Raw genomic sequence first — 12,007 nt, 5'->3', positions numbered from 1 at the left:
ATTGGGTTAGCTGGTTTTGGGTTGTTGGTGTTGGCAGCAATCGTCAGGGGGAAAAACCAATGAAACGTAAGCAATTTGAAGACTACTTGCGTTCGGGAACAGCCAACAATATTACTGTCGGGGTGCTGGCGGCTATCGGGTTAATTTGTGGGGCAAAGTCATTTACTGGCACTCAAATTAGTTTGGTTGAGTATTGTTTCATACCCGAAACGCTAAAAAATCCAGTTAACCGTTTGCGGTACTGCACACCGGATAAACGGTACATTATGCCTGAAAGCGAGTTTAATGCCGAAGTATACGCCCCAGCTAACCCGGAGTTTCAACGTGATGCTTTCCTGCCTACCAAAGCTACCAGATTAAGAATTATTCCACCAAGCAACCCTCATAAGCCGATTTGGGGATTAGCTTCAGTGCTATTCGTTGGTGGAGCTTATGGGTTATCCAAAGCTAGGGAATGGCGATTAGTGCAACTAATACCAGAAGTTAGGGAAGAAACACGCACTAATTGGCTAATCGCCAAGCTTAGGGAAGGTCTAAGACTTTACAAGGAAAGTTACACTGCACAGCTAGATTACGAATTCCATCAATGGTCAGAGAATCGACGGGCTAGAGCAGCACAATTGTCAAAAATGACACCCGAAGAATTAGCCATCTTTCAGCAGCAGGTAAGGTTAAAGGCTGAGGCAGAAGCACGGGCGCAACTACAGCAGGCAACGGGACAGCCAGCCGGAGCATTACCGGGACAGTCGATGCAGGATGTTGCCAGGGGTGACGATAAAGTGACTGGCAGTGAACAGCCGACGTTACAACACAATAGCGGTGGAAGCCTTCACCCATCAGAAGCTCTTGCCCTCAATACTTTGCAAGCCCTAGCCAAAGCCGATAGTTCCACTGCTTTAGTCGCTGCACCAGGAAGCGGTAAATCAGTCACCCTCAATTATTTGATTGAGAAAATCCTTGCAGATTGCCCAAGTGCGGATATCTGGGTGATTAGTGCTAAGAATGATAGTTTCTGCGGTTTACGGGAGAAAGAAAGGGTAATTGTTTTTGATCAGGAAAACCCAGACTTAGCCAAAGACGTAATTGATAACTTTTACCTGACCTACAAACTAAGAAAACAGCTACCAGAATCAAAGCGCGAATCGTTACCGCCATTAATTCTAATTTTGGATGATTGGTTAGTAATTGCTGACCAATTAAGCAAGCTTTACTCTGATTGGAATTATGGCAGTAAATTACTTGATGTTCTGCTGATTGGTCGAGAGTTTAATACTAAATTTATTGCTTCCTTACAGTCTTTTAATCTGGCAGCATTGGGCATCGAAAAGATGGATGCACAAACAAGGATGTGTCTCAATTTATTGCTGTTAGGTAACAAGTACATTAAGAACGGCAGGGAACAAGAATCTTATGGAGTACTGGAACTAATTTTAAATAGAGGTGACATTATTCCAGGTAAGCAAGAACGGGAGCAAATTAAATCTAAATATCTAGAAGTTAAAACAGTTTCTTATCAAAATTTACGCCCAGTGATGATTGCTTCCGTTGGTGGTTTTGTAGTTGCATTAATGCCAAATCTATCTAATAAAGCCAATTCAATTGCTTCGGAGCAGGAATATCTTGATAGAGTATATGAGCTTGAATTTAATTTAACTGCTGCTCACTCTCCTCACACGAAACCATTATCAGAGGTAGCGAGAAAGATTTATGAATACTTCCAGAATGTCAAGAATAAAACGCTTAAGACATTACGCGATTTGAAGAAGGCTGATAGGTTATCTGGTTATTCAGACCAAGAATTAATGGATGGATTATCTGAATTAGTTGAGAGGGATAAAATAAATTCTGTCGGCAATGATAGCTACTCCCTGCCTGATTGGTGAACGTATTGCCGTGATGCCGTAGAGAGCAAGCAGGAGGGATGCAAAAGGGGCTTTTCTGGGTGTTTACGGCATACGGCACAATCACGGCAATCCCTACCCTGTATAGGTCGTAGTCTACGGCATAGCTACGGCAGCACAGACAGTTATGGCAGAAGCACCAATAATAAATCAACCTTTAGCTTCTAAGATTGCTACTCTTTCCTCAAGAGCAACTATCCTTTGAATTAGTGGTATATCGGAAGTTGAATCAAGGTATTTAGCTAAAGCACTAACTACAACATCCGTTTGAGACATACCTGTTTTTTGGATATGAGTATTGAGCTTCCGTAAAATAAATAGTGGAACTCTTACAGCAATCTGAGCTTTTCTTTTAGGTGATGAGCCTTTAATTTTTGGTTCTACCGTTAATGGATCTACGGCTTCTGTAGGGCAATTATTATTTGTATATGCTTCATAATCCCTGTAACCAATCGTAAAGTATCTTCGATAAAAATACTCTGGATCTCCATTCCTTGAACTAGGAGGCGTATTATCTTCTAGGTCTGCATAGCCAATAAGTTTATGTACCTCGTCAATCTCTCTTTTCCGGGATTGAGAAATTCCTTGTCTTGTAGAAAAATCTGTGAATCCTTCTCGCACCCAAGGATAATCATTAGGGTCAAAGAGCCAAATAATTTCTTTTTCGTAGTTAAGACTGTCTTCTTTCTGCATATTTTTATTTTTTGTAAATCGATTACTGTTTTAGCTTTGCATGGCACTGTATGTCAATGCCATGCAAAGCTAAATTCTTTCATAGCCCTTTTGGGTGTTATCTCATAAGTGGGCGGTAGCACAACAAAAGAGAGAGGGCCGGCTCTCTGTGTCACTACCACTCCCGACAGCACAGTTATTAGAATGAAATAGCCTACTCGCAATGGTTTTATAAGGGGGATAATGAGTCAGTCACCAATTATTACCGTATCGCCAGATGTGATGAGTGGTACGCCAGTCTTCGCCGGAACGCGAGTACCTGTACAAACCCTGCTGGATTATTTGAAGGCGGGAGAGTCCATTGATGATTTTCTAGAGGGATTCCCCACAGTCAAGCGAGAAATTGTGATTGCTTTTCTGGAAGCCGCACAAGCGCAGATTCTCAAGCTGGTTGCATAGTGTGAATATTTTGATTGATGAGTGTATTGACCGAAGACTGGCAAGGCAGTTGTCTGAGCATACTGTAAAAACAGTGCCACAGATGGGTTGGGCTGGGATCAAAGATGCAGAACTCTTGCGTTTAGCTGAAACTGAGTTTGATGTATTTATTACGGTGGATCGGAATCTGCCGTTTCAGCAAAATTTGACAGTTCTAGATTTAGCTGTTTTGGTGTTGCAAGTACCGTCGAATCGATTAGCAGATATACAAGTGCTGATTCCTAAAATTTTGGCAGTTGTAGACACAGCACCAAAGGGTACAGCAACGGTGGTGAGTGAATAAAATCTCCAATAGGGTGCAGTTGCTTATGAGCAGAGATCATACCTGCAAGTGGTAATCATGCTGCAACCATAAGCAGGTTTTATCAGCCAACGGAATAATGCGGGTTGTAGCGTTCACGGTGTTGGGCTGATTGATAAGTCTTGGTTAAGGGTGTGTCATCGCTCACGAGATAATAGGCTTTTGCGGCAGTTACATTGTCTTCCTTGCAAAACATTCCCTAAACAATCATTTATGGGCAAGTTTGATGGAGTAGCAAGGGTGAAAAGTCGATTCTACGGTCATGAATGTAAAAAGCTTCTTTATCATTTTTGGGCAAGTTAGTAAATCGAGAAAGTGCTTTCTGTAATTTTTCTTTACAACGTGTCTCACTTTACACGTATTTCGTCATGACCCCGAAATGTCCCCCGCACCATTAGAGAGGTAAGTTTTATTTACAGTTGATTTCCGTCTAGACATTGTGTAGACGCTGCGGCAGAGAAAAATGATATCGGTTTTGATAGCAACGATGGAGCAACCAGGGGTGTAGAAGCGAGTATAGACAACTCATGCCAGCCCCAACATCAGCGAATCCTATTGGTGTGGATGATACCAGGAAGTGGTCATCGTGCTGCAAGCATAAGCTATTTTTATCAGCCAACGAAAAAATGCGGGTTGTAGCGTTCGTGCTGTCAGGCTGATTGATAAGTCTGAGTTAAGGGTGTGTCATCGCTGACGAAATCATAGGCTTTTTGGTCGCTTAGATTGTGATTTGACGAAATCACAGCACATACCCCCTCAACGCCACCAAATCAGATTTTTGTTGCATTTAGCTTGTCAAATACGTGAGCTATTCTGCTTCCTGCCATCCTTCTATTGATGCCAATAGAATATTAATCAAAGGATTGTCAACTAGCTCCTTGAAAGCTTCTGTTCCCCCTGCTTTTAATGCACCTATCACTCGTGCTTTTAAAGTAGGATTTCTCTCAATCTCATCAACAGCCTTAGCCACAACTGACATCTTTTCAGAAGTCGTTGTAGTGGGGTAACTTTGTTGTAAATGCTGTAACAGTGCTTCAATTTCTTTGGCAGCTTCTACAAGATTTTGTCTCTGTTCAGGTGTGTAATTATATTGATTAAACGTTGGGTTACTACCAGATTGTGCTGTATCTACAAACTGGCTATTAGAGTATATTTGATCGTACTTGGATTGATAAGATTCTGACATAGAGTTACTTTCAGCTTTAGCTTCCATATTAATATTGATGGTCGGTCTATTGTCAGCTAACGTTTTAATGAGTTTTTTGAAATCAGTATTGTCTTGACAAGTATCATTTACTATTTTTTTATAATCATTTAATAAATTTTCTTTATCCTTTAATTGTCCTTCCAGCAATGATATATGTCGTTGATATAGTTCTTTTCCCCTAAACTCAATATCTGCTTTATTGGCTTCTGGTGGAACTTCTAGCCGAATTACAAACGCACCACCGCTTTTCTTTTCAATAGCTTGGACTGATAAGTTTTCTTCACCATATTCAGCCTGTAGTTCTTGAAATGAAAGAAGGAATGCTTTCCAGTCAATGCCATCAGCAAAAATTAAGTTAACTGTTTCTAAAGCTTTCTGGAACAGCTTGGTAAACTCCCCTGGCGCAAACTCTCCTCTGTTTGGGCAGCGTTCTCGTTGTCCTGATTGCAAATAGAAATATTGACAGATTACATTTACAAACTTTGTATTTTTATTTATAATCCAATCCTTTAGACAAGCTCCAGTTAAATTAGCTCCTTCAAGATTAGCATCTAAAACTTGTGTTACTGCTAGATTAGCATTTACTAAACAAGCATTCTGTAAGTTAGCCTCTTTTAAATCAGCTTTAATAAGTTCTGCATAACTAAGATTCGCATTTGTAAAATTAGCATAACTAAGATGAACTTCATTAAGTTTGGCTCTCTCAAGATTAGCTTCTGTAAAATCTGCCCTAATAATATCTGCTCCTGTAAAATCCGCTCCAGACAATCGCGCATTTCTGAAATTTGTACCATAGAGAACTGTTAATCTAAAATCGACCCGTTCAAGAGAAGCATTTTTAAAGTTTGCTTTGCTAAGATAAGCATTATTAAGATATGCTCTATCTAAAGTAGCTCCTTCCAGAATTGCACTATCTAAATTTACACCCTGAAGAATAGCTCCACTCAAGCAGGCTTTTGTAAGATTTTCACCACTCAAGTTGGCTCCTGTCAAATCTGCATTACTGAAATCAATTTCAGTTAAATCTTTGATGCGAATAACTCCTTTATTAGATAATATCGGCTCAATGATTCTGTTTAAGATTAGCTCCCAAACCCTGTATGCCCATCCTAATCCTCTTCCTTCAAAGTCTTCCCGGCTTACAGAAAATATAAATGAATCACTTCTTTTAGAGAAACTCATATCTGGTTTTATGCCAGGATTTTTTATTCTCCAAGACAACCAATTATCTTTTCCTAAATTAAGTTGATACATGTGTTTTTTGTTAGGCATAAAAGAGTATTTGATGTTTTTAATTAATAAATATTATTAGCAAAATAAACCGAGATTTTAAACCAATTAATCTAACTAAAATTTTGGCGCATTTAGCTTGTCTAATGCGTGAGCTATTCTGCTTCCTGCCATCCTTTTATTGATGCCAATAAAATATTAATCAAAGGATTTTTCCAGTCAATGCCATCAGTAAAAATTAAGTTAACTGTTTCTAAAGCTTTCTGAAATAGCTTGGTAAACTCTCCACAGCTAGGACGGCGTTCTTGTTTGTCACTTTTCAAATAGACGTACTGGCAATTCATATTATCTAGCTTTGTAGCAGAATTTACCACTGCGGGTTCTCCTTATGTCCCACCTTCAGAATTTTCAATGGGCATAACTATGGAGATGTCATTTTCAATTAACCTCATTAAATATAAGCACCTTGCTACGTTTGGACTTTAGATAAAAATCAGTAAATAGGATAAATAAAAACTTTATAGGTTAAATCATCACTTTGTGTCGATATTCCAAATTTATTCCACTGAATACATAAAATAATCAGTTGATATCACGCATTGATAGCAACGATTTATCAACCGAGGGTATAGACGCGAGTATAGACAGTTGATCCAGCCGCAACAAGAGAAAAACCCCAACATTGTGACCCCCGGTGCTAGATAATGGTGTGTGGTATTGGAAAGTGCCGTTTTCAATACCTAGCCGGGATGGGGTCATGAGCGAAGATACAGAATCCGTTGAGTTAGTTGTAGTCCAAAAATTAGAAAATGCCCTCAATGCCAAAATTGAGGCATACTTTGCTTCGGTCGTGGATTCTGAGCCGGACGTGCTAGAGGAGTTGCTTCGGTCAAAAAATAGTGAGGGAACCCGTAAAGGATACCGCCGCGACATCACAGATTTCTTTGTCCGCATGACTGGCCAGCGCCCTAACCGCGATTCTATCTTGGAGTTTTTACACCTGGAAGGTCACAAAGCCACGCTGGTAGTGACTAAATATAGAGCCATACTTAATGAAGCTGGGTTATCTCCCAACACGATTAACCGCAGACTGGCTGCAATTAAATCACTGGTGGCCTACGGGCGAAAGCTGGGGGTGTGCAACTATGCAGTGGATGTTGACAGTATCCCAGTGCAGGCTTACCGCGACACTAGCGGTTGTACAGGCGAGGAATTTTTGAGTGTGATCCGGCAGTGCGATCGCTCCACGCTGGCTGGGAAACGAGACTATGCTTTGTTGCTGCTGTTGTGGGGCAATGCTTTAAGGCGAAATGAGATTAGCACCTTAGACTTGAGACATTTTGACGGTACTAAAGGCAAGCTATCAATTTTGGGTAAGGGCAAACAAATCCGAGAGACAATTAACCTGCCAAAAGTCACTGTGACAGCTATTACTGACTGGTTGATTGCGCGTGGTGGTGATATGTCTTTGTCCCGCCCGTTGTTTACTTCGGTTGATTTTTATGCAGAAGGTCACAGGTTAACGGGGGATGGCATCTATAAAATAGTCAAGCGTTTATTTAAACGGGCTGGTGTTGAAAAGCACATGAGTCCGCACCGTTGCCGTCACAGTGCTATCACTGCTGTACTTGAAAAAACTGATGGCAATGTCCGCAAAGCTCAAAAACTCAGCAGACACGCCAAACTAAATACGCTTCAGATTTACGACGATAACCGTAACCGTGATCAGCTGGAAATGTCTGAGTTGTTAATGGATGGGTTGGATTGATGGTTTAGAACTGGAAATAGATTGAACGTTGTGAGCCAAAGATAGTCGCTCACGCTTCCATATAAAGGAATTTTTGATAATTACTGATTGGAAAAGCAATTCACATAAGTATTTTCGGGCTTTAAGTGCCAGCGGTCAAGCTAATGGTAAAAATATCTTCAATAATTTATGTAATTTTACGCAATAAAAAGTTTGGATATTATTTTATTTTTACTCTCCACGAGTGATGCCAAAATTGTTAAAAAAGTATTAAGCAACCAGAATCAACCAAATGGAAAGTATTTATTTACGCTCAGTAAGCGATGAATGTTTGTTCCATCTTTTGCAGGAATTCAGCGCATTGGATAGTGAAGTTTCCTGTCTGATTCGCTTTTTATTGGATGTGCGCTCATTTCAGGAAAGATGTGCTGAGGTGGGAGGGCGCACCCATCTTGGGGAGTTGGGCGAGAAGCTGGAAGCGAAAATCAACCAGGAAATAATCATCGCCATGTTAGTCCAGGGGCTATCATGCCCAGTAAGCAGCCCGACAGAGCCAGTTAATATTAGGGCGTAGTTCAGGATTTGGTAACGTAACCACAAGGGTTTCAGGCTACAAAATTCAGTAGGGTTTAAATGGTACAGCCTTTAGCAGCGAATTCAGCCTACTCAATGCTGATTTGTAGAGTTAGAGACCGATATGGGATTAAAAGTGCCAACAGTAAAGCATTCAATCTCAGATTATCCTGATCAAAAGCAATGGCACAAATTAGGGGAACTATGATAATTAGTTCTTCAAAGGATAAGTGGCTTATGCCTCGCAATTTAGAGATTCTTGATCGAGACGATTGGTTTTTGCGTGAAGGTATGAGAGGTGATGGGAATGTTGGATACCCTATTTATTACAGACACGCTATCACTTATTCAATTGCCATAAATATCATCAAGGGTGAAAAGCATGATTGGATGGCTCAACAGGTAGATAACCTTATCAAAACGCTGGAGGAGGATAATTACTACCAATGCAAAGGTTTTATTGAGTTGTACCCATTTGCGGGAACCTCCCTTGCAAAGGGAACCAATAAAATACCCAAAGGGTTTGTCCTAGTCGATCAAACTGACTCGTATTATCCACTTATGTTCTATGGTGAAAGCGATGAGAGAGATGGAAAGCCTAGAGTTTCGGCTCTTAAGTATTCTTTGTCCTCTATCAAAGATGGGTTAGAAAAAATTTATAACAAGCTCTCTGAATTGAGAGATAAGACAGAATTGACGTTTGATTTTCAAAACGAACTTTGGGAAATTTATCCAGATAAACCTAACTCCTAGCTTCTAAAAAGCTTACCTACTTTATTTTACAGTTTCGTAGGCTTGCAGAAATATTTGATGTTTGTGGTCAGATGTCGGTTTATAGGATTATGACGACATCTATTCACTAGCGGGTAAATGAATAGTATTAGAGAATATATATCCGCATTCGATGTGAAATTGAATAGTAATTTTTGGGAATTATAATAACGAACCTCTAAAAAGCGTTAAAGAGGTTTGGCTATATAACCAGAGTGCAATATGAATAAATTTAAATACTTATCTATCGCAGCATTATTATTTGTCATTTCAGCCTGTACATCTTCGCAACAAGCCAAATTAGAGCCTTCATCATCTCAAGCAAATGCTGCCGATACTACTAATATTGAACCAGTTTCAAAAGCAGTTAACGGTAAAGTTAATAGCAAAGGTTGGGAAGTTAGCGTCACAGGCGTTAAATATGCAGGACAGAAAATCCAAGGAAAGTACACGACGTATGAAGCAGCTGAAGTTTGGACAGTAGTTTCTATAACTGTTAAAAATACAAGTGCCAAAAGACAACGAGATGATGACGGATGGTTCTTACTTTCATTCTCAAAATTAGTTGACTCAAAAGGCAACGAATACGATATTAAAGATAAGGAAATAAAATATGATACTGATTTGTTAAGTAAACCCTTCTCTCCAGGTGAAGCTCGTTCTGAAGATTTACTGTTTGACACACCTAAAGGTATCAAGGTAGATAAATTTGTAATTGAAGATAAAGATTTGAAATCTATTCCTATAAAACTTTAACTGCCAATACCGAGCAATAAAGCTGCGCCGCATTGCTTCTTAAACACCTTAATATTTGTAAGTTATGAAAATCCTTAGTAAGAAATTAATTACTAGAGTTTCTTAATTTGAGACAAGCCGAAAAGCTAATTCAATTTCGTTTTATTTTTTACTTATTATTACTTAGATAAATTTGGTAATTATTTGAGTAATTACTCAAATGAGTCTTTACTCAAAATGCTAGAATATTTAACTAACAGGAGCTATAGCGGTTTTAAAGCAAAACATAAGCTTGGAGACAACACTTATTGATACAGATATTTCTCGTACACTGAAGCAATTTAGTTACATAGTATTACTGTTAAAGTATGATGCTTAAATTCATGCTTTGAAAATAATTTAAGCAGGAGAAATTAAGGATGCTGTAGCAAAATCTTCCTTGATGAGCGGTTGATACTCTTCACCAGAAAAGGGGAGAAAGTCCTGATTGCATAAAGTAGTTATCCTACACAATAGACGGAACTGGAATGGTGTGGGCGGTAAATTGACACGCTCTACACGCAGGTCTACTGAAGTAGGATCTTTCCGAAGAAGCTCAAAAACTTCACTCCGTAAATACCGTGGGCAGTAACCTACGATATAGTGATTCTCAGTATGGAGAGTTAATGCCAGGGAATCATGAGGGTTTTGAAATTCATGAGCTAACCATAACTTCTCGAATGGCTCCAAGTGATTAATCCGCTCAATTGCAGATTCAGGTAGATGTCTTAGTCCGTGGGCGAAAAAGTGTAACTGATACTGGCCTGCTGCATCTGGCTCTGGACAGGGGAAGACGGCGAGACTGTCTGTTTCCCGTTGTCCACCACTACGGGCTAAAATTGCCAGTGGATCTACTTCATGCTCTGAAATATTCAGCCATTGCAGAAAATTGGCGTAATCTGGACGGGAACGGGACATCAGCCGATTAGAGAAAACTGGAAATAAGTGGGTTGATGTATATACTTGTTCTAAGTGAGGAAATGAAGATAAAGGTGAAAAACTGCACATCTGTTGTGCCTCTTTTACACCTTGGGTGTAGACAAACTTGTATCTTGCACCGTCAAATGTTAACCGACCAATGGGAAACCAAGAGCGGCTCTCCGGGTCTTGCCAAGCTAAAAATAGTGTTTTTTGTGTCTTCACTGGAGCGATTTCCTTAAATCAAGTAGCCTATTTTGGTTGACTGACAAAATCTTCTGTGCAAACTCAATGGCAACAGTTGAGATACGCGATTTGTCAATGCGATTAAAAATCAAGCGCGTATTCGCGCTTGAGATGCGCTCAAGACGAGCCAGCCAGATATGGGCAGCTTGGGGGTAACGGAAAGCAACTCGGTGAAATACATCAAAAGTTTTTAGGGGCTTTTTGTCTTCAACACTGTTATAAAAAGCAGAATAACATTTATTTGCATAAGCCTCGACTGAGCGTTTCTGTCTCTGTTCGTCAGGGAGGTCACGTCCTAGACAAGAGGCATGGTCATAGGTGGGTGCTAAGTGTATAGTTTCTGTGGATGCTACCTTATTTCTTATAAAACCCCAGTTTTCGTGGTGACGATCTCCGTTGCCAATCCAAGCATCTAACAGAATGTAGCCAACAAACACTTCTACTGCTTTTTGGATACCGCTCGGTGGTGTCCAAGCTATTGGTAAACCCACATGATCTGCTTCTATTACTTGCAAAACAATATCTATTGTATGTTGGGATGCGCCGTAGGTGGCGAAAGTAGGGTAATTTAGCACAATTGGCGTGAGAATTTCATTGCCATGAACAAGTGTCCCTCCTAGTGGTAAAAAGTTGGGTGAAACTACACCCCGATTACCCTCCCAAGTTTCTGCTAGATGATAAGTGGCATGGGGTAATCCTAGAAGTTCAGATAACTCTGATGCTACTTTCTCGGCCCAATCTTCTCCTAAATTTTGTCGCGCTTGTTTATAGAGGCAGCGACCAAATTGTTCATGCTGAAACCAAAATTTATACTTGCTGCCCATCGCTTCGTTACTGGAAAGCTCATAATCGGCTTTGGTAACAAAAATAATGGGAAATTCAGGAATAGGATTCATTTAGGACATTGGCAGTAGGCTTTTTCACTGGATTAAGCATAGCCTGCTGAGTCTGTAACAATGTTCCTATTAAATAACTTTGAGCATTTACTTAAATGAATGATTACTGAAATGAAGGTTTACTCAAAATACAGGAGCTATCGCATTAACTAAAACTCGCTCTTAGCAATTCTAAAACTTGTTTTATTTTTAACTTGCTATTACGCAGAATAGATGCTTTGATAATTTGAGTAAAAGCTCATTTGAGTATTTACTCAAATTCCGGGAGTTTAG

12 protein-coding genes are annotated in these 12,007 nt (G+C 39.8%); 7 read left to right on the top strand and 5 right to left on the bottom strand.

Annotation, left to right across the window (positions count from 1 at the left end):
- On the top strand, positions 1–1,883 hold a 1,883-nt coding region (locus tag IQ244_RS22460; protein ID WP_228059078.1), incomplete at its 5' end, for a type IV secretory system conjugative DNA transfer family protein.
- A gap of 168 nt (positions 1,884–2,051) precedes the next feature.
- On the opposite strand, the gene IQ244_RS32630 is transcribed toward IQ244_RS22460, so the two are convergent.
- Positions 2,052–2,594 (bottom strand): DUF6009 family protein, encoded by a 543-nt coding sequence (locus tag IQ244_RS32630; RefSeq protein ID WP_228059077.1) that lies wholly within the window; start codon positions 2,592–2,594, stop codon positions 2,052–2,054.
- Between the two features lie 219 nt (positions 2,595–2,813).
- Here IQ244_RS32630 and IQ244_RS22450 point away from each other — a divergent pair, with 219 nt between their 5' ends.
- Positions 2,814–3,032, top strand: coding sequence for a DUF433 domain-containing protein (locus tag IQ244_RS22450; protein ID WP_193898122.1), 219 nt, complete (start codon positions 2,814–2,816; stop codon positions 3,030–3,032).
- A 1-nt stretch (position 3,033) separates the two neighbouring features.
- The gene (locus tag IQ244_RS22445) at positions 3,034–3,354 is read left to right on the top strand and encodes a DUF5615 family PIN-like protein (RefSeq protein WP_193898112.1); all 321 of its coding nucleotides are present in this window, start codon (positions 3,034–3,036) and stop codon (positions 3,352–3,354) included.
- Between the two features lie 826 nt (positions 3,355–4,180).
- Here the strand turns inward: IQ244_RS22445 and IQ244_RS22440 are convergent.
- Positions 4,181–5,851, bottom strand: a complete 1,671-nt coding sequence (locus IQ244_RS22440; RefSeq protein WP_193898110.1) for a pentapeptide repeat-containing protein — start codon at positions 5,849–5,851, stop codon at positions 4,181–4,183.
- 113 nt (positions 5,852–5,964) lie between these two features.
- Positions 5,965–6,183, bottom strand: a complete 219-nt coding sequence (locus IQ244_RS22435) for a hypothetical protein (RefSeq protein WP_193898108.1) — start codon at positions 6,181–6,183, stop codon at positions 5,965–5,967.
- A 383-nt stretch (positions 6,184–6,566) separates the two neighbouring features.
- On the opposite strand from IQ244_RS22435, the gene IQ244_RS22430 reads away from it, so the two are divergent.
- The 4 genes from IQ244_RS22430 (at position 6,567) to IQ244_RS22415 (ending at position 9,656) form a co-directional block, all read left to right on the top strand.
- A complete protein-coding gene (locus IQ244_RS22430; protein WP_193898106.1) occupies positions 6,567–7,577 on the top strand; it encodes a tyrosine-type recombinase/integrase in 1,011 nt (336 codons plus the stop codon).
- A 271-nt stretch (positions 7,578–7,848) separates the two neighbouring features.
- Positions 7,849–8,130 carry a hypothetical protein gene (locus IQ244_RS22425; RefSeq protein ID WP_193898104.1) on the top strand — a complete coding sequence of 94 codons (282 nt, stop codon included), beginning with the start codon at positions 7,849–7,851 and terminating at the stop codon, positions 8,128–8,130.
- A 236-nt stretch (positions 8,131–8,366) separates the two neighbouring features.
- Positions 8,367–8,882, top strand: a complete 516-nt coding sequence (locus IQ244_RS22420) for a hypothetical protein (protein ID WP_193898102.1) — start codon at positions 8,367–8,369, stop codon at positions 8,880–8,882.
- A 240-nt stretch (positions 8,883–9,122) separates the two neighbouring features.
- Positions 9,123–9,656, top strand: a complete 534-nt coding sequence (locus tag IQ244_RS22415; protein ID WP_193898100.1) for a DUF4352 domain-containing protein — start codon at positions 9,123–9,125, stop codon at positions 9,654–9,656.
- 378 nt (positions 9,657–10,034) lie between these two features.
- Here IQ244_RS22415 and IQ244_RS22410 read toward each other — a convergent pair whose 3' ends face one another.
- Complete coding sequence (locus tag IQ244_RS22410; protein ID WP_193898098.1) at positions 10,035–10,817, bottom strand: HIRAN domain-containing protein; 783 nt, start codon at positions 10,815–10,817, stop codon at positions 10,035–10,037.
- Positions 10,814–11,734: a HipA-like protein gene (locus IQ244_RS22405; RefSeq protein ID WP_193898096.1), complete on the bottom strand. Its 921-nt coding sequence runs from the start codon at positions 11,732–11,734 to the stop codon at positions 10,814–10,816. Before IQ244_RS22405 ends, IQ244_RS22410 begins: the two co-directional genes overlap by 4 nt.
- Positions 11,735–12,007: the final 273 nt, after the last annotated feature.

Origin of the sequence: Nostoc sp. LEGE 06077, assembly GCF_015207705.1 — a bacterium.
In the GTDB taxonomy this organism is placed as follows: domain Bacteria; phylum Cyanobacteriota; class Cyanobacteriia; order Cyanobacteriales; family Nostocaceae; genus Nostoc_B.
The sequence above is the reverse complement of the archived record's forward strand: the minus strand, read 5'-3'. Positions and strand labels throughout refer to the sequence as shown.

What these genes read in the sequence shown, in the direction of transcription:
- IQ244_RS22440 (WP_193898110.1), bottom strand. Translation starts at nt 5,851, where the DNA reads ATGCCTAACAAAAAACACATGTATCAACTTAATTTAGGAAAAGATAAT.
- IQ244_RS22405 (WP_193898096.1), bottom strand. Translation starts at nt 11,734, where the DNA reads ATGAATCCTATTCCTGAATTTCCCATTATTTTTGTTACCAAAGCCGAT.
- IQ244_RS22425 (WP_193898104.1), top strand. Translation starts at nt 7,849, where the DNA reads ATGGAAAGTATTTATTTACGCTCAGTAAGCGATGAATGTTTGTTCCAT.
- IQ244_RS22420 (WP_193898102.1), top strand. Translation starts at nt 8,367, where the DNA reads ATGCCTCGCAATTTAGAGATTCTTGATCGAGACGATTGGTTTTTGCGT.
- IQ244_RS22415 (WP_193898100.1), top strand. Translation starts at nt 9,123, where the DNA reads ATGAATAAATTTAAATACTTATCTATCGCAGCATTATTATTTGTCATT.
- IQ244_RS32630 (WP_228059077.1), bottom strand. Translation starts at nt 2,594, where the DNA reads ATGCAGAAAGAAGACAGTCTTAACTACGAAAAAGAAATTATTTGGCTC.
- IQ244_RS22430 (WP_193898106.1), top strand. Translation starts at nt 6,567, where the DNA reads ATGAGCGAAGATACAGAATCCGTTGAGTTAGTTGTAGTCCAAAAATTA.